Raw genomic sequence first — 21046 nt, 5'->3', positions numbered from 1 at the left:
ATGGACAGCTTTTTCGTCCATCGCCCGGTCTTTGCCTGGGTCATCGCCGCCTTCATCGCGCTGTTCGGCACGATGGCGCTGCTCAACCTGCCGATCGAGCAATATCCCTCGGTCGCGCCGCCCTCGCTGACGCTCAGCTATACCTATAACGGCGCCGACGCCGACACGATGGACAAGAACGTCACGGCCGTGATCGAGCGAGAGCTCAATTCGGTCGAGAAATATCTCTACATGTCGTCGACCAGCCGCGCGAACGGCACCGGCGAGATCATCGTGACCTTTAAGTCGGGCACCAACCTGGATGTCGCGCGCACCCAGGTGCAGGACCGGCTGAATCGCGCCGAGCCGCGCCTGCCCGAGGACGTGCGCCGCCTCGGCATCCAGATCACCGACAATTCGGCCGGCTTCCTCGAGGTCATCGGCATCCAGTCCAAGTCGGGCAAGACCCCCGATCTGGAGCTTGGCGACTTCGCCTCGACCAAGATCGTGAACGAGCTGCGCCGCGTGCCGGGCGTCGGCAACGTCCAGCTCTTCTCGTCCGAAAAGGCGATGCGCATCTGGCTCGATCCGGAAAAGCTCGCCGGCTTCAACCTGTCGCCCTCCGACGCGCTCGGCGCCGTGCAGGAGCAGAACAGCCAGACCGCGGGCGGCGGCATCGGCGATCAGCCGGTCGCGCGCGGCACCGAATTCAACGCCAAGATCATCACCCAGAACCGTTTCCAGACGCCGGAACAGTTCCGCGACATCATCATCCGCGCGAACCCTGACGGGTCGACCGTGCGGCTCGGCGACGTCGCCCGGGTCGAGATCGGCGCCGACAACTACCAGTTCAAGTCGACGCTCAACGGCAAGGAAGTCGCCGGCATCGCGGTCCAGCTCGCCACCGGCGCCAACGCCATCGCCACGCGCGACGCGGTGTCGGCGCGCATGGCCGAGCTCGAGCGCAACTTCCCGCCCGACATCAAATGGTCGCTGTCCTACGACACCACGCCGTTCATCTCGAGCTCGATCACCAACGTAATCCGCACGCTGGCGGAGGCGATGCTGCTCGTCTTCCTCGTGATGTTCCTGTTCCTGCAGAGCTGGCGCGCGACCATCATCCCGGCGGTCGTCGTGCCGATCGCGCTGGCGGGCGGCTGCCTCGGCCTCTGGGCATTCGGCTTCTCGATCAACACGCTGTCGCTGTTCGCGATGGTGGTGGCGATCGGCATCCTGGTCGACGACGCGATCGTCGTGGTCGAGAATGTCGAGCGGATCATGGCAGAGGAGGGGCTGTCGCCACCCCGCGCCACGATCAAGGCGATGGGCCAGATCCGCGGCGCGATCATCGGCATCACCCTGGTGCTGATCGCGGTGTTCATCCCGATGGCGTTCTTCCCCGGTTCGACCGGCGGCATCTACCGCCAGTTCTCGGTCACGCTTGCCGTGTCGATCTTCTGCTCGGCGCTGCTCGCGCTGACGCTGACGCCTGCGCTCTGCGCGACCCTGCTGAAGCCGCACAAGGAAGCGCCCGGCGAACGGCGGGAGCCGCACGAGGGCTGGAGGGGCTATCCGCAGCGTTTCTTCAACTGGTTCAACGACCGTTTCGGCCGGGCGACCGACGCCTATGTCGGCGGCGTGGGCAAGATGCTGTCCCGCCCGCTGCGCTGGCTTGCCGTGTTCGCCGCGCTCTTCGCGGTGACGCTGCTGCTGTTCGCGCGCCTTCCCGGCGGGTTCCTGCCCGACGAGGACCAGGGCTATTTCATCGTCAACTATGACGCGCCGGTCGGCGCCACGTCGGACCGCACCACCGCGGCGGTCAAGGCGACCGAGGCCTATCTCTACAAGCAGCCGCAGTTCGAACAGATGTTCTCGGTCATCGGCTTCAACTTCTTCGGCCAGGGCCAGTCGGCGGCGCTCTCCTTCGTCAGCCTCAAGCCCTATGAGGACCGCAAGGGCGCCGCGAATTCGGTTCAGTCGGTGATCGGCGGCACCTTCGGGGCGACCGCGGGCATCAGCGGCGCGACGATCTTCGCGCTCAACCCGCCGGCGATCCAGGCGCTTGGCAACGCCACCGGCTTCTCGATGAAGATCGAGGACCGCATCGGCAACGATCCGCAAGGGTTGCAGGCTGCGATGGGCGAGATCCTCGCTCAGGCGGCGAAGAGCCCGAAGCTTGCCGGCGTCCGGCCGGAAGGGCAGGCGCCCTCGCCGCAGCTCTATGTCGATATCGACCGGGTCCAGGCGCGCGCGCTCGGCCTGTCGATCGCGGACGTCAACGCGACGCTCGCGATCAGCTTCGGCTCAGCTTACGCCAACGACTTCTCGAACCAGGGCACCGTCCAGCGCGTCTATCTCCAGTCCGACGCGTCGAGCCGGATGACCGCCGAGGACGTGCTTGCCCTCAGGGTGCGTAACCAGGCCGGGACGATGGTGCCCTTCTCCGCCTTCACCAAGGTGTCGTGGACGGCGGGCGCGACTCAGCTCCAGCGCTATAACGGCTATCCGTCGGTCACCATTTCGGGCCAGGCGGCGCCGGGCCAGAGCTCGGGTGCCGCGCTGGCCGAGATGGAACGCATCGCCGACAGCGTGCTGAAATCGGGCTTCGGCCATGAATGGACCGGCACCGCCTATGAGGAGAAGCAGGCCGGTGGCCAGATCGGGCTTCTGCTCGGCCTGTCGCTGGTCGTCGTCTTCCTGTTGCTGGCGGCGCTCTACAACAGCTGGGCGATCCCCTTCTCGGTGCTGATGGTGGTGCCGTTCGGGGTGCTTGGCGCGGTGGTCTTCACCATGGTGCGCGGGCTGTCGGCCGACGTCTATTTCAACATCGGCCTCATCACGATCATCGGGCTGGCGGCGAAGAACGCCATCCTGGTCGTCGAATTCGCGATCGACGACGAGGTCGGCGACCGTGGTCCGCTCGAAGCGACACTGGAGGCGGTGCGCCAGCGCCTTCGCCCGATCCTGATGACCAGCCTCGCCTTCATCCTCGGCATGGTGCCGCTGGTCATCGCGGCCGGGGCAGGGGCGGCCAGCCGCCACGCGGTCGGCACGGGCGTGATGGGCGGGATGATCGCGGCCACCGCGTTCGGCATCTTCTTCACCCCCGTCTTCTATTATGCCGCGCGCAAATGGCTGTCGCACAAGCGCCGGCCGATCGACGACGACACGTCCGATGGCGCGGCCGATCATGGAGCACCCGCTCATGCGTAAGTTCCCCGTCCTGACTGTTCTGGCCGGTGCCACCACGCTCGCCTCGTGCAACTTCGCGCCGGCCTGGCGCCAGCCGGTCGCGCCGGTCTCGGCCACCTTCCCGGAGGCGCCGGCCGTGGCTGGCGCGCGGGCGGCGACGGATATCGGCTGGCGCGACTATTTCGGCGATCCGCGCCTCCAGGTGCTGATCACGGCCGCGCTCGCCAACAACCGCGATCTCGCCCAGTCGGTCGCCCGCGTCGCCCAGGCGCGCGCTCAATACCGCATCCAAGATGCCGACCGCCTGCCCCAGCTCGGCCTGCAGGCGGGCGCCTCGCGCACGCGCACGCCGCTCAATTCGCTTGCCTTCCCCACCTCGGGCAGCGGCGGCGCCAATACGCCTGACGCCTTCACGCTCAACCAGTTCTCGGTCGGCGCGTCGGTGTCCAGCTTCGAGCTCGATTTCTGGGGGCGCGTCCGCAACCTGTCCGACGCGCAGCGCCACGAATATCTCGCGACCGTGGAGGCCGAGCGCGCTTTCCGCCTGTCGCTCGTTGGCCAGGTCGCCGCGACCTATCTCCAGATCCGTGCCGGCGAGGAGCAGATCGCGCTGGCCGAGCGCTCGGTCGCCGGCCGCCGCGAAGGGCTGGTCATCGCGCGCAAGCGCATGGATGCCGGCGTCACCTCGACGGTCGATTACGACCAGTCGGCGCTGCTGGTCACCCAGGCCGAGACCGAGCTCGCCGAACTGCGCCGCACCACGCAGCAATCGGAGAATCTGCTGACCGTGCTGGTCGGCGGCCCGATCGCCGATCCGCTGCCGCCAGCGCGGCCCTTGTCGGACCCGGGCCAGTACACCACGCTTGAGCCCGGCCTGCCCTCGGCGCTGCTCGTCAACCGGCCTGACATCCTTCAGGCCGAACAGCGGCTGCGCGCGGCGAACGCGAATATCGGCGCGGCGCGCGCTGCGTTCCTGCCGCAGATCTCGCTCACCGGCTTGCTCGGCTTCGTCTCGCCGGCGCTGAGCAGCCTGGTGTCGAGCGGGTCGTTCCAGTACCAGACGGCGGCGAACGCGACCCTGCCGATCCTCACCTGGGGCAAGACCTCGGCGGGCGTTGCGCTCAGCAAGGCGCAGGCCGACGAACTGGTCGCCGCCTATCAGCGCGCCGCCCAGGGAGCCTTCCGCGAAGTCGCCGACGCGCTGGTCGCGCGGCGTCAATATGCGGAGCAGATCGAGGCGCAGGTCCGCACCGTCGACGCCCAGCGCCGCCTCGCCCGGGTCGCGCGCATGCGCTACGACAATGGCCTGTCGATCTATCTCGAAGTGCTCGATGCGGAACGCAATCTGTTCTCGGCCGAACAGCAGCTTCTCGCGCTGCGCAGCGCCCAGTTGCAGAGCGAGGTGTCGCTCTATGTGGCGCTGGGCGGGGGATTGCGGGAGACCGTGGCGGGCGGCTGAGGTCCCCGCCGGCCTGACGCGATTTCCCGCATGTTGGACAATGTCGAGCCGCGTCGACCCATCACCGAAATTCCGCGTTCAACTCTTTGGCGCTTGATCGGCCAGGGGATGCGGTGGATGCTGGCACACCGGCGAAGTCTATCGATAGTCGCCGTTGGCTGAAATGCAGCGGAGGGTGGGATCATGCAGACATCTGCCGAATTGCGCGCAAGATACGCAACCATTCGGCAGCTTCACGATCGCGGTATCTGGCGTCATGGTCCTGTACGGCAAACCAATCTCAGATTGACCTCCACGAGCGAGGCCCCCGACATCTCGGTGGAGGCGCTAGAAAGTCTCCTCGGCTACGCCCGCGATCGGCTCGATGTCGATCTCGATCTGCAGGGCGGGGGCACCGGATGTTTCGATCTGGTTCTCGGATCGAACGGCGATCATGGAAAGGCGATCGAGCACGCGATCCTGAACGACCCTCATTTCCAGGTTCTTCTCGGGGAGGTGAACGTCAACCTCGCGCGCGTCCGCCTTGGCGGCGGCTATCAGGCCTATGCGAGCCATATTCGATTCAATGCGGGCATCGCCACCAACAGGGCGCGCAACCCGAACCCCGCCGCCGATGATCTTCGCACCTGCTTCAACGCGCAACTGGCCGATAACGTGTCATTTGCCGTCGCCGAATTCCATATCCTCGATCTTGCGCGGAGCCCCGGGACCGTCCCCGTCGCCAATCGGATCTGGAAGGCCATCACGCTTACCCTGGGGGACATTCGCAATCGGCGTGAAGACTATGAAGTCGCGCGGATCGAATACATGGCGGCATCCGGGTTCGAAACGCTGCTGAAGCATGCCGACGCGCAGTCGCTGATCCTATCCCTGCATGGGTACGCAAATGATTTTTCCGCCGCGATGATGTCGTTCGCCAAATTCGTGGACAAGACCCGCATCTATCAAATGGGCCATTTCCCCATCTTGTTCAGCTGGCCATCGCCCGGCGAACCGATGCTGTATTTATCCGATACCGATGTGGCCGCCAACAGCCAGGACCCGTTCGCCTCGGTGGTGAATCTGATCGGGCGCGCGGCGGGGGATCGACCGATCAGGGCGATCGCGCACAGCCACGGCAACAAGATATTGGTGGAGGTCGCGCGCGACCGGGCAAATCAGGGCGCAAAGCCTTTGTTCAAACGCATGATATTCGTCGAGCCGGACGTGAACGCCCACTATATGGCGGGCAAGCTGGAGCTGCTGACGGCGGCTACGTCGGGGATGACATTCTATCACTCGGAGAATGACCGCGCGCTCGCGATCGCCGAGATGGTGTTCAAGGGGAAACGGGCGGGCCAGACCGGTGTGCAGGTTCCCGGGAATATCGCCAATATAGCGGACATTGAGGTCGTCGATGCGTCCAGGGTCGCGGTGGGGTGGACGAGGCACGCCCCGCATGTCGACGCGATCCAGGTGATTTACGATATTCGCGACGTCATCGAGGGCAAGCCTCCGCTCAAGCGAGGGCTGATCCCGTGCCCGGGCGTCGGATGCTGGAGCATTTCCTGATCGTCGTGAAGGCACGGCCCCGTGGGCAAGAACGGGTAGCAGCTCACCGGCGGTTCCATGCCATGGTCGCCGCAGCCCGGTGAATGCAGCCGAGTTGGATCGCCGATATCAGATAGGCGCCCGCCACCGCCGCGGCGACCGCGCCAACTCGGTTGCCCGGGCACAGCAATTACGCCATGTCACCGTTATTCCCTGCCCGATCAGCGGTGAACTGGTTCACGCCTGGACGACATGATCTTTCCTGATGAATTGGAAAGGCACGAGCAACACAGCCGCGCTAGCGGCATGCCCATGCCCAACATCCTGCGCGCCGCGCCGATTGCCGCCGTTCTGCTTTGCATCTCCACCAACGCGCATGCCCAAACCCGCGAGGACGAGCACGTCTGGATCAACCTGACATCCATTGGTCCGCTTTCCGGCGATCTCGTCTATTTTGCGGAGGTGCAGCCAAGAATCGGCGACGGATCATCGCGCCTTGACCAGATGATCTTGCGCGGTGCGATAGGTGTGAAGCTGAACCGCGCCGTCACCTTCTACCAGGGCTATGCTCATGTCGTGCTGCCCGTGGAGGGCAGGCGTGACGTCAATGAGGAGCGTAGTTTCCAGCAACTGAACTGGACGATCGGCCAGAAGATGGGCGGGGAGCTATCCTCCCGGACCCGGTTCGAGCAGCGTTGGCGCTCGGACGGTCGTGACATGGGCTGGCGACTGCGCGAGATGCTCCGCTACGAGACTCCGTTGAAGCCGGGCACTCAGGGGCCGAGCGCGCTCCTCTATTCCGAACTCTTCGTGGCGTTGAACACTACCGACTGGGGCGCTCGAGCTGGCTTCGATCAGATACGCAATTTCGTCGGCCTCGAAATCCCGGTCGGTGGTGCCTCGACGATCGAGGCCGGGTATCTCAACCAGTTGGTCGATCAGTCAGGCAAGCGCAGCCGGATGAACCATGTCGCCTCGTTAAGCTTGTTCTTCCGGCACTGAGGCCGCAACCATTTGCCCGGATTCCCGGGATTCCGGTGACAGTGCATTTAATTGCTCCGGCGGTACGGCTGTGGTAATATCCGGCCCATGGCACGTCTGGCACGCGCGATATTTCCGGGACATCCCCACCATGTGACGCAGCGCGGCAACGGTCGTGCCCAGACATTTTTCAGCGACGGGGATTATGCGCTCTATCGCGATCTGCTCGGCGAGCATTGTGCAGCGTCTGGTGTCGACATCTGGTCCTGGGTGCTGATGCCGAACCATGTTCATCTGATCCTCACGCCCGGTGATCCGGACGGGCTGCGGCGGGCGCTGTCAGCGGTGCATCGGCGCTATGCGGGCCATATCCACGCCCGATTGAAGCGCACTGGCCATTTCTGGCAGGGGCGCTTCGGCTGCGTGGCGATGGACGAGGCGCATCTCGGTGCCGCGCTGCGGTACGTCGCATTGAACCCGGTGCGCGCCAGACTGGCGGCGCGGGCGGTGGACTGGCCATGGTCGAGCGTTCACGCCCATCTCGGCCGCATCGACGATGGTATCACGGCGCGTGAGCCCGTATTCTCACGCTATCCGGACTTTGCCGGGTTGCTCGCGGCCGGAGAGGATGAGGAAGGGGTGAGGCGACTGCGCAAGGCGGAACAGGTCGGCCGGCCGGTTGGTGATACCGCATTTCTCGATCGGCTTGAGCGCCAGGCGGGCCGAGCGCTCAGGCCCGGCAAACCCGGCCCCAAGCCAAAATAAATGCACTGTCACCGGAATGGCTAGGAATTTATTTGGCCGCACCCTGACTTCATTGAGGGGCGCCCTGCGCCGGGTTTCGTGAGAGAAGGGGCCGCCGTCACTCATGACGAAGTCGGACATTTTATATTTTCTGATTCGCTCATTGCCGGTGTCTGTCTTGTACGCGTCCAAAGCGTCGCTGTTCGGCTGGCCGGGATCGCTCGAGATGAGGCTGATCAGTGCAAGATTGGCTTCGTTCTCCCCAAGCCCGATGGCAGTTTTCCAATGGCACCAGGCTGATGCAGAATCACCCGAGATTCCAATGTGCAGAGCCCCGTGCCTTGGTGTTGTGGAGGCGCGAGCGTGACTCTGCGTCGAGGTGTTTGATGTCCCTTTATCTACCATTTCGGCAAGTATGTCGGTAATCAGATCAAGGCGCACTCGGTCAGGCGGACGGCATCGATCGCAGAGGACATTGGATGGTCAGGGCTGGTCGGTTTCACGGGCTGATTTCGAAGTCGCCCGATAAGCGCGGTACATCGTGAAGGCGATGCCAATGATCACTGATGTGAGTAATATGCCAGGCCACACATTGTCCGGCGGCTGATCGTCATGAGTCAAAGGGCCCATCAAGGCCACGAACGGTGCGCCGATTGCGAAGGAGGTAAGGCACGCGGTTGGAGATTCCGTTGATCCTGGCGGAGTGGGGCCGAAGCATCGATGCCCAAACCACATCAGCGCATATATTGACGGCGAAAACGGTAGAGAGATCAGTGTCGCGACCAATCCGCTTGGTATGGAGGCGACCAGAAATCGCCCGAACCTTTCAACTGACATGGACGCTTCCCTCAATCGAGCAAGAAAATGTGGATAAAAGGCACGTGGTCGGAAAGAGTCTCCTTCGATGCCTGCCCTTGTGCTATGCGCTCGCGCCCTGGAAGGTAGCCCTTCCTACATCACTTGACGGGGTTGCCATATACTCCTGATCGGCCAGCATTATAGCCATTTCTGATCCACCGAGCGGTCTGGGGATCAAGCCCATGTGGCTCTCTTTCTCGATAATTACTTGAAAAAAGTCTTGCGAAATTTCCTGAAATTTGGAGAGTCTGCTCAAGAGTGTACAGACCCGTCTGCTGCATGAATAGGCCTACATTGAAGTTTGAAACATTCCTGAACTGCCGCAATTGTATAAATCCCGTGATGTGATTGCCTTTCCGTTGATAGTCGTATCGGCCTCCCTGCCCGAGATTCTGTGCTATGGCGCTGTTTATGTAGATAAAGGCCGATTCAGCGGTCGCCGGGTTGTTTAGAAGGGTGCGATACGTATTTCCCGCCTTCCTTCCTGATATCGCTACATCCTTCAGATCGGTAACGGGCGACATCAATAGTTTTGAATCGGAGTGATCATCTGTAACACGATGTCCGTTTGGAAGCCTTACAGGATGCCCGTCGAATTTTGGTGGAGGCTTGGTCGGGGCGGGATCATGCAACAGTGGTGACAGGGTGGTTTCAAGGAGTGATCGTCCGTCAGTTCCCAGAAACGGCCGACCATTTTGGTCAAATGTGATACGATCGCTTTTGCTCGCGGAAGCGTTCCGGAGTCCGCGCGCTCCAAGAGTCTGATGGGACATGCCCAGTTCCGGTCTGAACCTCTGCACTGTACGCCATTGCGTGACCGCCCCTGCTGCAGGCTGATTCTCACTCCCGCCCCTCTGCAATCGCACAAACTTATCATACTCTTCCGGCGCCATCTTACCGCGCAGCAGCCGCAGATCCTCCGTGGCGAACGCGGCCGGGTTTTCCGAGGCCATGATGTTCATCATCAGCGCTGCTTCGCCACCCGGGGCGATCGGCGTCGGGTCGAGATTGGTCTGCGCCAGACTCCTCAACACCTGATCGGTCTCCTCGTCGAGGTTGCTGCGCACTGCAGCGGGGAGTTCGGTGATCGAGGTGAAGCCTGAACCAAGCCGGTCAGCAGTGGCCAGCGCTGCCTCCTTCGCGGCATCCGCAGCCTGCTTGCGTCGCCGTTCCTCGCGCAGGCCCCGCTCGGCAAGGTCCGCGCGCGCATAACGCTTGCGCGCCTCGGTCCAGTCTTCCGCCTCGATCTTTCGTGCAGCGTCCTCGCGCTGTCCCGGCGTCAGCGGCGACGCCGCTTCGTCAGGGGCCTGCTTCGGCAGCAGCCCGTCCACATCTCCTGTCGCCAGCGCGCGGGCGAGCGGCTCGAACAATTCCGCCTCGGTTGCCTGCCGGTCGGCCTGGGTCATCCCGTCGCGCATCAGCCGGTAGCGGTTGGCGGCCGCGATTGGATCGCGGTCGGTCAGGCCCTGCACTACGCGCCGCCGGATGCCCGAGGCATAGGCCATGGTGCTGCGACCGATGGCGGCAGGATCGTCGCCCTGCGCCATCCCCCGTGCCACCACCGAGTCCACCCCGGTCTGGAGATGCTTGTCGAACAGCGCGGGATTGTCGGGATTGTCGGCCGCATCGTCCGCCGCATTGCGTTCGAGCAGCACGCTCTGCTGGTCCTGCCCCCGGCGCAGCGCCTGCTCGGCCCCGGCAACCGCACCCGAAATATCATAGTCGAAGCGTTCCGCGATCACCTGGTCGAACTGGCCGCGCTGTCGGTCGTTCTTCAGCCCGCTCCTGATCCAGTCGCGCAGTCCGCCATACTCCTGCGTCATGCTCTCCAGCATGTCCTGGGGATCGGCCTCGGCCTTGCCGAGCGCGTCAGCCCGGATGCCGCGCGCGCCCTCGGCATAGGCGTTCCACGCCTTCTTGACCTCGAACTCGTCGTTGCGGGCTTGCCGTTCCTGCAGATCGCCCGCGATCCGCGCGCCCGTTCCACCGAGCTGCTGCATCCCGACGCCCAGCGCCTGCAGCGCGGTGCCGGAATAGTCGCCGGGCTGGAGTTTCGCGTTCGTCACATCGGCAATGCCGACGCGGTTCTGTTCTCTCGGGACCGTCGGCATCTCAGCGTACCGGTCGCGGGTTGAGGAATAGGGCGGCCACAGGCACCTCCTTGATTGGAAGATGGGCTTAAGCGGCCAGGGGAAAGCTTTGAATCAAACCAACCGAGGCGATCGACGGATGGGAAAATTTGATCGGTCAAAGGTGACAATTAATAAACTGGCAACGTAATTCTATGTGGCGCTGGGCGGGCGGGAGGCGTTGCCCGATCCTCAAGGCGCGCGGAACTCCAGTTCCCGCCAAAATGTCAATCGAGGTTTGATCGGGATCGGCTCTGTCCACGGCTGTCAGGCTGTGGGATGGTAGAATCGTCTTCGGGCTAAAATACGTGAGGCGATTGCAATGGGGTGTCGAGTGCCTCCGGAGGCCTGGAAGCTCGCAGGGACAACTATTCCATCTCGCCCGGGACGATAAATATGCCAGACATTTTTTTTGACAAATTGGCCATGCTGTTAAGTGCGGATTGGTTTTTTCCTTGGTGGGCGTCGATAGGTTTGCGAGTTTCAGATAGTGATAAAGAGGTAACTCAAAAAAATGCCGTGACGAAGTGAGAAAAATAGTTGAAGGAACTGGAAATTATTGGCTTTCTTCATTTGAAATTGGTCGTATAGAAAAAACAAAAAATATAATATCTGAAACTATCGCTGAATACGTCTCTTTTAATTCAGCTTTGAGCGCCAAATTTGTTGATACGAAGCAGAATTTTGAAAACAATAGCCAAGAAATTTCGTCTGATTTATTGGAATTAGTAACTGATTTATTGGCATCCGGCGATATTTCTTCAGAAGGTAATTTTTCTAATTATTTACTGGAGTGTGTGTTGTCGTGCTGGAGAATTAGTGGATCGGAGGGTATAAATTACGTGAAGCTTTGCGAAGAAGGTAAGGGGGAGTGGGATGTTATCATATCAAGCCTAACGCCAGATTTGCCTTGCATGATCGCAGATTTCGCGGCGAATGAACTGGCGTCATATGATCGCGTCACAAGTTTCTGGAGCTTAGTCTCCCTTAAACTTGACGATGAATCTATTAAATCTATCATAATGTGGTACGAAAGTGCAGTAAAAGATTTGACTGGAGAAAATAAATCTGTTCCGAGCTGGATGATTTAAAGCAGAATTGCTTGTATTATTAGAGTGGCGGTGACGCCGATAACGACGACATTTGTCCGCAATGGCTTCGGTGAGTTGATCCGCGAGGCCAGTCCCGATCGCGGGACATTCCTCTACTATTGCGATGCAGCCGGAGCCCGCATCGCGGAGATCGGCGGCAGGAGCCAGTGCATCGATATGGTTCGTGACGTCCTAGGCCGTGTCCTTGCCAGGACTCCACTCGGCCTTCCTGCGGCCCATGCCATACGGCCTTCGCCGGGAAGGCTCCATCATCCATTCCCAGGTGATCATTACAATCTTTACCGAGCTAGGAGACTGTTTGGAAAATCGGGAGCGGCCCTGGCCAAGTTGGTGGCGCACTGATTCAAGCTCTGGATGTGGACGCAGCAGAGCCGAGGGCGGATGGCCCAGATTGCCAAGAAGACGAAACGATATCCGAACGATTTGACGGATGAGGAATGGGATCGCATGTCGCCGCTGATGCCCATGCCGAGCCGTCGCGGACGACCACGGGAGGTGGATTTCCGCGAGGTGATCAACGCGGTGCGTTATCTGGTTCGTTCGGGTTGCGGCTGGCGAATTCCGATGGCGCCGCCTGGTTCGCGACTACGAAAAACGCATCGACGTCTCTCAGACCATGATCCTCGTCGCGATGGGCGGAAATCTTCTGCGGAGAAACGCTCACACCTGATTTTCCAAACAGACTCTTAGAGAGCCGAACGCGCGTTGGAGAATAGGGCGGCCACAGGCACCTCCTTGATTGGAAGATGGGCTTAAGCGGAGGAAAGGTTTGAATCGATCGCCCACCCGGAGCGTCCGTCAAAGCAGTCTTACCCGCGAGCCTCCTCCAACATCCATTGTGCGAAAGCCTTCACCTCTTTCCTGCCGAAGCTGTACGCCGGCGCGACGAAATAGTAACTCCAGCCGCTGGCACGGGGCGGTGCCAGGAATTGGAGTTCCGCACGCTCCAGTTCCGCCGCGACAATGGTCGTATCGAGAATCCCGACACCGGCTCCCGCCAGAACTGCGTCAATGACGAGCTCGCGCGTCGGCAACGTGCGCACGGTCGGGGCCGTCGCCAGGTCTTGCCATGGCGTCCACTCATCCTCTCGCCCTGCGAGCACGACGCGACGATGGGGCGCGCTGGCGTTCGCTCCTGCCCGCAATACCGGGCCTTCCAGATGCGGCATCAACGGTGTTGCAACGAGCCCGGGCCAATTGCCGGGCCCCAGTCGGATCGCGCAGTCGATTCCTTCTCTCGCCAGATTGATCAGCCGCGATGTCGTCAGGATCCGCAAATCGACACCCGGCGCGATCATGTCGAAGCGATGCAGGCGAGGGATCAGCCAGCGGGCTGCGAACGATGCCTGAACGCTGACCGTTACCGTCGGGCGTGCGGCGCGGGTGCGCCCGATCGCCAGGTCGATCTCGCCGAATGCCCGGCCCAGATCGCTCGCCAATGTGCGGCCGATATCCGTCGCCACCACGCCCCGCCCATCGCGTCTGAGCAGCGGATGATCGAACGCCGCTTCCAGCCCGCGCATCTGGTGGCTGACGGCGGATACCGTCAGCCCAAGTTCTTCCGCTGCCGCCGTGAGGCTGCCGAGACGAACAATCGCCTCGAAGGTGCGGAGGGCAGGGAGCGGAATTCCGAGTGAGGCGCGAGGAGGCACTGTTGAATAGAACTCAATAGTGAGGCCGGGTTCGTAAATTGTGGCAATCGCCCTTTTGGGTCAAGGGGGTATAAATTCAGGATGTTGAACACCCGCTCCCGGTCGCGCTGGCGACTGAAGCTGGTGGCGAGAAAGCATGAAATGTTGAGGAAAAGGCGACGATTGCACAGGCGGGGAAGATTGCTTGTGTTCTGTCTTGCCGGCGCGTCCCGTTTCTTCGGCGCGCTTCCGGCTGAAGCGCAGCGGGCTTCGGACAATGCCGTTCTTGCGGCTGATGATGCCTTTGGGATCAGCGTCGGGCGTGAGTCCATCGGGCTCTACACGCCGGACAATGTGCGCGGTTTCTCGGCGATCGATGCGAGCAACGCCCGTCTCGATGGTCTCTATTTCGATCCGGTTCGTTTGCCTTCCGCGCGATTGCAGGAATCGGCCAACATTCGCGTCGGCATTGCCGCGCAGGGCTTTTCCTTTCCTGCCCCGACGGGAGTTGTCGACTATACGCTGCGCCATCCCGGAGAGGCCCTCAAGGCGTCGGCGTTCACCAGCGCGGATAGCTATGGCTTTTTCGTCGGCGAAGTCGATGCGGAGTTTCCGATTGTGAAAGACAGGCTCAGCCTTGGCGTCGGCCTGGGAGCCTATCGCGAAAGCTACTATAATGGGACGAGCGACTTTACCCGGAGTGGAGGGCTGATCGCGCGGTGGCGGCCGACGTCAACGATCGAGGTGCTGCCGTTCTGGAGCCAGTCCGAGGTTTCCGGTTCGCAGGCGCCACCCTTCTATATCACCTCAGGGAATTTCCTGCCGCCGCATATCGAGAGAAGGTGGTTCACCGGCCCTTCCTGGGCCAAAGGTAGCGGCGCGCGGTTCAACTATGGCGGCATTATACGTTGGGCGGCCTCCAGCGGCTGGCGAATCGAGGCGGGCCTGTTCCGATCGGGCGCGACTGATCCGCTGGTTTTCACCAACCTCTTTCTGAACCTGGAGCGTGATGGTCGCGCCGATCAACTTATCTATGTCGATCCGGACTCCCGCTATGTCTCGACCAGCGGCGAAATGCGCGCATCGCGAACGCTGACGGAAGGGCCACGACTGCACAGGTTTATCCTCACTTTCCGAGGTCGCGACCGCCAACGTTTCTACGATGGCAGCGACGTGATCGATCTTGGCGAGGTGCGCCTTGGTGAACGGCAGACCGCGCCGCGCCCGCCGTTCGCCTTCACGCCCCGCGATCAGGACCGCATTCGGCAGGGGACGATTGGCGTGGGTTACGAGGGCCGCTGGAAGGGCGTCGGAGAGCTTAGCCTAAGTATGCAGAAGACCGTTTACACGAAAGATTTGAGACTGGCGGGGGAGCCATCAGGCCGGACGCGGGCAGCGCCAATCCTCTATAGCGCCGCCGCCGCCGCGCATGTCACCTCCGCAGTCTCGATCTATGCAAGCTATACGACGGGGCTTGAGGACAGCGGGTCCGCGCCAGGCAATGCTGTCAATCGCAACGAGCCGCTGCCCGCGATTGGCACGCGACAGGCGGATGCGGGCGTTCGCTGGGCGATCACTGGCAAGCTGAAGTTGATCGTCGGCGCCTTTGAGCTTCGTAAGCCGTATTTCCAGCTTGATGCCGCCAACCGTTATTCGCTGCTTGGTGACATCGACAACAAGGGTGTCGAAATCAGTATTTCGGGTGCCATCACCCAGCGCCTCGATATCGTTGGCGGCGCGGTGATGAGCGATCCTAAAGTCTCCGGTGAGGCCGTACGGTTGGGCCTTGTCGGGCGTGAGCCAGTGGATAAGCCTGCCGATCGTTTCGAGCTAGATACGAACTGGCGTCCGCGGCTCCTGGATGGTTTGTCGCTTGAACTGGGTGTGACCTATATGGGGCGCCGCGTCGCCACAACGGATGGCACTGTTTACCTTCCAGCCCGGACATTGGTCGATCTGGGCACGCGATACGCGTTCAGGCTGGCCCGCAACCCGGCTCAACTCCGTCTGGCGATCACTAATATCGGGAATGTCTACGGGTTCGACCTTTATGGGGCCGGCAACTACGACACCATCCCCGGGCGCGTTGCGCAACTCAGCCTTGGCATGGATTTCTGACGCCAAACGGTCCTTTGGAATCCTGTAGCGCTTGGTAGCACGGGCTGCGCCGGTAGTGCTGACACGGTTTCGCTGGATGCTACTCTCGGCATCTCGGAGAGCCATCGCATGTTGGGGAACAGGGCGGCCTCGATGGCGGGTTGTTGACTCGCCTTTTGCGGTGCGCCCGAATGGCGGGTCGATCACCACCCCTAGCCGCCACCCAATTCCCCCGATACGCTGGCCCCAAAACCACAAACTGGCACGGGGGCATCATGATCCAGACGAACAGGCGCGAACTCCTCACGGGCGCAGGCGCACTTGGGTTGACCGCGGCACTCCCCGCATGGGCAGTCCAGACCGCCGCCACCCCCGCCGACTCCGCCGCCCAGACCCTGCTCTCGGCCATGGCCGAGGACCTTCTGTCCGACTCCCCCGAAGCGGCCCTCACGCTCGGCATCGACAAGGGCACGCGCGCCGCGCTGCACGGGCGTTTCATGGATCGCAGCGCCGCCGGGGATCAGGCCCGCGCCGCCCGCTGCACCGCCCGGCTCGGCCAGCTCCGCAAGCTCGACCGTGCCGGCCTTACCCCCGCCACCGCGCTCGATGTTGATACCGCCGAGACCGCCTATGCCCTGGCGGAGGAAGGCTGGCGGGCCATGCCGGTCGGTGAGGTCGCGGTGCTCGATGCCAATGCCAGCTTCCGCAGCACGCCCTATATCGTCTCCCAGCTCGGCGGCGCCTATTCGGACCTGCCCGACCTGCTCGAAAACAAGCATGACGTCGCGGGTGCGGCCGATGCCGACGCCTATCTGTCGCGGCTCGAAAGCTATGCTGCGGCGGTCGACGGGGAAACCGGCCGAATCCACGCCGACGCCGCGAAGGGCGCGATCCCGCCGGTGCTGGTGATCGACATCACCGCCGGCCAGTTGAAGGGTATTCGCGGCCTCCCCGTCGCCGATTGGGGCATCGTCAAGAGCTTCGGGGAGAAATGCGCCAGGGCAGGGCTGCCCGCCTCCTTCGTGCAGCGCGCCGCGACACTCTGCACCGAGAAGGTCTCCCCCGCGCTCGATCGCCAGATCGCGGCCTTCGCCGCGATCCGCACCAGGGCGAGCGAGATCCCCGGCGTGTGGCAACGCCCGCACGGCGACGACTGGTATGGCTGGCTGGTCAAGGCGGGCACGACCACCAACGCCACGCCGGACGAGATCCACGCCCTCGGCCTCGCCCAGAACAAGGCGATCAACGCGGAGATCGACACGCTGCTCAAGGGCCAGGGCCTGACCAGGGGCAGCGTCGGCGAACGGCTGACCGCGCTGAGCAAGCGGCCCGACCTGCTGTTCAGCAACGACGATGCCGGGCGGGAAAAGCTGCTCGCCTATCTCAACGGCCGCATCGCCGATGTCCGCACCCGCCTGCCGCGCGCCTTCGGCAATCTGGTGAAGGGCAATCTCATCATCAAGCGCGTGCCGCCGGCCATCCAGGACGGCGCGCCCAACGGCTATGCCGGGCCTGGCTCGATGGATGGGTCCCAGCCGGGCATCTATTACATCAACCTCAAATCGACCGGCACCTGGCCGCGCTATTCGCTGCCGACACTCTGTTATCATGAGGGCATTCCGGGCCATGTCTGGCAGGGCGAGTACAGCTATCGCCTGCCGCTGATCCGCTCGCTGCTCGCCTTCAACGCCTATTCGGAAGGCTGGGCGCTTTACGCCGAACAGCTTGCCGGGGAACTCGGCGTCTATGACGATGATCCGCTCGGCCGGATCGGTTATCTCCAGTCGATGAACTTCCGCGCCTGCCGGCTGGTGGTCGATACCGGCATCCACGCCAAGCGCTGGACCTTCGAGCAGGCGCTCGCCTGGTTCCAGCAGGCGACCGGCATGCCGCTGGGGCAGCTCACCGCTGAGCTGCAACGCTATTGCGCGATGCCGGGCCAGGCCTGCGGCTACAAGATGGGCCATAACGAGATCAACCGACTGCGCGACAAGGCCAGGGCGGCGCTCGGGCCCCGCTACGATCTCAAGGCCTATGACGATGTCGTGGTGGAGACCGGCAACGTCCCGCTGACCCTGCTTGAGCGCGTAGTCGACGGCTATATCGCCAAAGCGAAGGGATAGGGCCTCCCCGCTGCTCGCGGGCAATCTCGGTCGTCATGCCGGACTTGTTCCGGCATCCACCGTCCCGCAAGCTCGCCGGCCTCGTGATTGCGGCGCGGTGGATCCCCGGGACGAGCTCGGGGTGACGATGTGATGTTTGGTGAGGCGTCTCGCTTCAACCCGACCCCAAAATCGTGCAGCGCTCACCAAGACCGGCCACCCATCCGCGCCGCTTCGCTCTTTCTCATGACCGCACAAGAACAGACGAAACCCCGCATGGTTCGCCATGAAAACAGCGCCGTTTTCGCGTCATATCGCGCGGATTTACCGCTGTTATGCATAACAGCGGTAAAAGCCCGTATCCGATTGAACGACAAGCGGAATTCCGTCCCGAAAATCCAACATAACAGCGGAAGAAAAAATCATCCGGGCTAACGGCGAAAAAGCGCCCCGGCCCGCCTCTTTATCCCGGCGTCAGCAGGTCGAGTTGCGCCGCATCTTCCTCCCCGCCATCGAAGGTCGACAGCGTCACCCCGATCAGCCTGATCCCGGCCCGCAGCGGATACAGCGTCCGCACCAGCGCGACCGCCGTTTCGTGCAGCGTCTCGCGATCGTTCACCGGGGCGTTCCGCGTCCGGCTGCGCGTCACCGTCCGGAAATCGGCATAGCGGCATTTCACCGTTACCGTTCGGCCCCGCCCGCCCGATTTCTCGCACCATGCCCATACATCGTCGGCCATGTCGCGCACGCCCGCCTCGACCTGCTCGGGCGTGATCAGGTCGTCGCCATAGGTCGTCTCCGATCCCGATGATTTGCGCGGCCGGTCCGGCGTGACCAGCCGGTCGTCCTCGCCGCGCGATATGGCGTGGTACCAGGCGCCCGCCTTGCCGAAATGCGCCTGGAGGAAGGCGAGGTCGTGCGCGCGCAGGTCGGCGCCGCTGTGGATGCCGAGCCGGTTCATCTTCTCCGCTGTCTTCGGGCCGATGCCGTGGAACCGCCCGACCTCGAGCTTCTCGACGAACGCGGCGCCGGCGCCTGGCGTGATGACGCATTGCCCGTTCGGCTTGTTCTGGTCCGAGGCGAGCTTGGCGAGGAACTTGTTGTAGGAGATGCCGGCCGAGGCGGTCAGCCCGGTCGTCTCGAAGATGCGCGCGCGGATCTCCGCCGCCGTCTCGGTCGCCGAGGGGATGCCGCGCAGATTTTCCGTCACGTCGAGATAGGCCTCGTCGAGCGACAGCGGCTCGACCAGCGGGGTATAGTCGAGGAAGATCGCCCTGATCTGCTGCGAGACGGCGCGGTACACCTCGAAGCGTGGCGGCACGAAGACGAGCTCGGGGCAGCGCCGCAGCGCGGTGACGGAGGGCATGGCGCTGCGCACCCCGAACCGCCGCGCCTCATAGCTTGCCGCGGCGACAACGCCGCGTCCGCTCGCGCTGCCCACCGCCAGCGGCCGGCCGCGCAGGGCCGGGTCGTCGCGCTGCTCGACCGACGCGTAGAAGGCGTCCATGTCGACATGGATGATCTTGCGGGTCACGGTCCCGCCTTCTGGCACCATGCGCGGCTTTCAGGAATATGCGTTCCGGCGGCTGCGCGTTCAGAGCGGTTGGCGCATGGACTCCCCATCGGCGACGATATCGCACAACAGCCCGTCGCCGAGCCAGCGGCCAAGCAGCGTTCCGGCCAGCGCGATGCCGCTTTCTTCGCCATGCTGCTCGACCAGCGCGGCGCAAAGCGAGGCGAACGGCATGCCGGCACGGGCAAGCGTCAGCGCGCCGAATTCCTCGGCATCGATCGCGCGGAACCGCGATATCTGCGCGTGCCGCCACACCAGGATCGCCCCGGCCTCAGGCAGCATCGCGACAGGCGGCGGCATCTCCCCGGCATCGAGCGCCGACCAGAGCGCCGGGGCGTTGGTGATCGAGGCCCGGTGGTCGAGCGTCGGGGTGAAGCGCAGTATCGCCGCGTCCCAGTCGACCGCCGCGACCTGGTCGGGGGCGATGGCGGGGGCGTCGGGCCCGACAAAGGCTTCGCCCAGCGCCAGCTCGATCCAGGCCAGCTCGGCGATTTCCGGATCGTCCGGATTCAGCGCGGCGAGCGTCGCGGGGAAGTCGCGCGGATAGGCATCGAGCGTCCAGCTGCTCGGCGGGAAGCTTTCGATATGCGTGACCACCGCCGCGTGAAACGCCTCGCCACCGATCCACGCCAGCGTATGCGGGAAGCTTTGCTCGAGACAGGCGACGAGCTGGGCGCGATAATTATTCTGGTACACGCGCAGGCCCGGGGCATGGCGGCGCCCGATGCGGTCCATCGAGTCCTGGCTGCCGCTTTTCAGCCAGGCGCCGAAATCGCGCTGCATCGCCAGCAGGGTCATGCCGCGATCCTCTCGCATGCGGCGCCGATCCGCCGCGCGATCGCCAGTTCGGCGAGCAGGTCGGCGAGCGGCGGGATATCGTCGTCGCGCTCGATCATCGTCGCCACCGGGCCGAGCCGCGGCAGGACATGGGCGTAAAGGTCCCACACGGACGCGGGCACCGGCCGGTCGTGCGAATCGATCAGCAATTCCTCTCCCTGGCTATGCCCGGCGAGATGGACCTGGCGGACCCGGTCGTGCGGCACGCCGTCGAGATAGGCGATCGGGTCGAAGCCATGGTTCGAGGCGCTGACGAACACATTGTTGACGTCGAGCAGCAGCCCGCATCCGGTGCGCGCGCATAGGGCGTCGAGGAACTGCCATTCGGTCCGGTCGGCGCCGTCGAAGGCGAGATAGCTCGATGGGTTCTCGATCAGCATCGCGCGCCCGAGCGACTCCTGCGCGCGGCCGATATTGGCGCAGACCAGGTCGAGCGCCTCGTCGGTATAGGGCAGGGGCAACAGGTCGTGTGAACTGAACCCGTCGATCCGGGTCCAGCTCAGATGGTCGGACACGAACAGCGGCTCGATCTCGTCGGCAAGCGCGCGCAGGCGGCGCAGATAGGCGCCGTCGACCCCGTCGGCCGATCCGACCGACATCGACACGCCGTGCAGCGCGACCGGGTAGCGCTCGCGCACCTCGCGCAGGATCGCGCGGGGGCGGCCGCCATCGACCATGAAATTCTCCGAGATCACCTCGACGAAGTCGACGGCGACCCGGTGAGTCAGGAACTCCGTGTAGTGCGGCTTGCGCAGGCCGAGGCCGTAACCGGAAAAAACTGGCTGGATCATGGCGATGCTCTCCCGGGCGGAAAGGAGGGTG

Annotated in this window: 15 protein-coding genes; 10 read left to right on the top strand and 5 right to left on the bottom strand. The window is 63.3% G+C overall.

The annotated features are described in order from the left end of the window. The 5 genes from P0Y59_16175 to P0Y59_16155 all read left to right on the top strand — a co-directional run bounded on the left by P0Y59_16175 (window position 1) and on the right by P0Y59_16155 (window position 7906). Complete coding sequence (locus tag P0Y59_16175) at window positions 1–3192, top strand: multidrug efflux RND transporter permease subunit (protein WEJ98475.1); 3192 nt, start codon at window positions 1–3, stop codon at window positions 3190–3192. Next, window positions 3185–4630 (top strand): efflux transporter outer membrane subunit, encoded by a 1446-nt coding sequence (locus tag P0Y59_16170; protein WEJ98474.1) that lies wholly within the window; start codon window positions 3185–3187, stop codon window positions 4628–4630. Before P0Y59_16175 ends, P0Y59_16170 begins: the two co-directional genes overlap by 8 nt. Before the next feature lie 285 nt (window positions 4631–4915). After that, window positions 4916–6181, top strand: a complete 1266-nt coding sequence (locus tag P0Y59_16165) for an alpha/beta hydrolase (GenBank protein ID WEJ98473.1) — start codon at window positions 4916–4918, stop codon at window positions 6179–6181. A 291-nt stretch (window positions 6182–6472) separates the two neighbouring features. Beyond that, window positions 6473–7162, top strand: coding sequence for a DUF2490 domain-containing protein (locus tag P0Y59_16160; protein ID WEJ98472.1), 690 nt, complete (start codon window positions 6473–6475; stop codon window positions 7160–7162). 87 nt (window positions 7163–7249) lie between these two features. Beyond that, window positions 7250–7906 (top strand): transposase, encoded by a 657-nt coding sequence (locus tag P0Y59_16155; GenBank protein ID WEJ98471.1) that lies wholly within the window; start codon window positions 7250–7252, stop codon window positions 7904–7906. Window positions 7907–8841: 935 nt separating this feature from the next. Here P0Y59_16155 and P0Y59_16150 read toward each other — a convergent pair. Beyond that, a complete protein-coding gene (locus P0Y59_16150; protein WEJ98470.1) occupies window positions 8842–10854 on the bottom strand; it encodes a hypothetical protein in 2013 nt (670 codons plus the stop codon). Window positions 10855–11399: 545 nt separating this feature from the next. On the opposite strand from P0Y59_16150, the gene P0Y59_16145 reads away from it, so the two are divergent. Both P0Y59_16145 and P0Y59_16140 read left to right on the top strand, forming a co-directional pair. Further along, window positions 11400–11963, top strand: coding sequence for a hypothetical protein (locus P0Y59_16145; GenBank protein ID WEJ98469.1), 564 nt, complete (start codon window positions 11400–11402; stop codon window positions 11961–11963). 375 nt (window positions 11964–12338) lie between these two features. Continuing rightward, the gene (locus tag P0Y59_16140; protein WEJ98468.1) at window positions 12339–12674 is read left to right on the top strand and encodes a transposase; all 336 of its coding nucleotides are present in this window, start codon (window positions 12339–12341) and stop codon (window positions 12672–12674) included. Window positions 12675–12793: 119 nt separating this feature from the next. Here P0Y59_16140 and P0Y59_16135 read toward each other — a convergent pair whose 3' ends face one another. Further along, entirely contained in the window at window positions 12794–13447 is a 654-nt protein-coding gene (locus P0Y59_16135) for a LysR substrate-binding domain-containing protein (protein WEJ98467.1), read from the bottom strand. Window positions 13448–13477: 30 nt separating this feature from the next. Here P0Y59_16135 and P0Y59_16130 point away from each other — a divergent pair, with 30 nt between their 5' ends. The 3 genes from P0Y59_16130 (at window position 13478) to P0Y59_16120 (ending at window position 17835) form a co-directional block, all read left to right on the top strand. Beyond that, window positions 13478–13621 carry a hypothetical protein gene (locus P0Y59_16130; GenBank protein ID WEJ98466.1) on the top strand — a complete coding sequence of 48 codons (144 nt, stop codon included), beginning with the start codon at window positions 13478–13480 and terminating at the stop codon, window positions 13619–13621. 195 nt (window positions 13622–13816) lie between these two features. Further along, window positions 13817–15733, top strand: coding sequence for a TonB-dependent receptor (locus P0Y59_16125; GenBank protein WEJ98465.1), 1917 nt, complete (start codon window positions 13817–13819; stop codon window positions 15731–15733). Between the two features lie 254 nt (window positions 15734–15987). After that, a complete protein-coding gene (locus tag P0Y59_16120; protein WEJ98464.1) occupies window positions 15988–17835 on the top strand; it encodes a DUF885 family protein in 1848 nt (615 codons plus the stop codon). Between the two features lie 442 nt (window positions 17836–18277). Here P0Y59_16120 and dinB read toward each other — a convergent pair whose 3' ends face one another. From dinB to P0Y59_16105, 3 genes are read right to left on the bottom strand one after another with little or no spacing between them, the layout of a single operon-like run. Beyond that, window positions 18278–19369, bottom strand: coding sequence for a DNA polymerase IV (gene dinB, locus P0Y59_16115; protein ID WEJ98463.1), 1092 nt, complete (start codon window positions 19367–19369; stop codon window positions 18278–18280). Between the two features lie 39 nt (window positions 19370–19408). After that, window positions 19409–20185, bottom strand: coding sequence for a DNA-binding domain-containing protein (locus P0Y59_16110; GenBank protein WEJ98462.1), 777 nt, complete (start codon window positions 20183–20185; stop codon window positions 19409–19411). Next, window positions 20182–21015: a DUF692 domain-containing protein gene (locus P0Y59_16105; protein ID WEJ98461.1), complete on the bottom strand. Its 834-nt coding sequence runs from the start codon at window positions 21013–21015 to the stop codon at window positions 20182–20184. Before P0Y59_16105 ends, P0Y59_16110 begins: the two co-directional genes overlap by 4 nt. Window positions 21016–21046: the final 31 nt, after the last annotated feature.

It is taken from the genome of Candidatus Sphingomonas phytovorans (assembly GCA_029202385.1).
Lineage (GTDB): Bacteria > Pseudomonadota > Alphaproteobacteria > Sphingomonadales > Sphingomonadaceae > Sphingomonas > Sphingomonas phytovorans.
The sequence above is the reverse complement of the archived record's forward strand: the minus strand, read 5'-3'. Positions and strand labels throughout refer to the sequence as shown.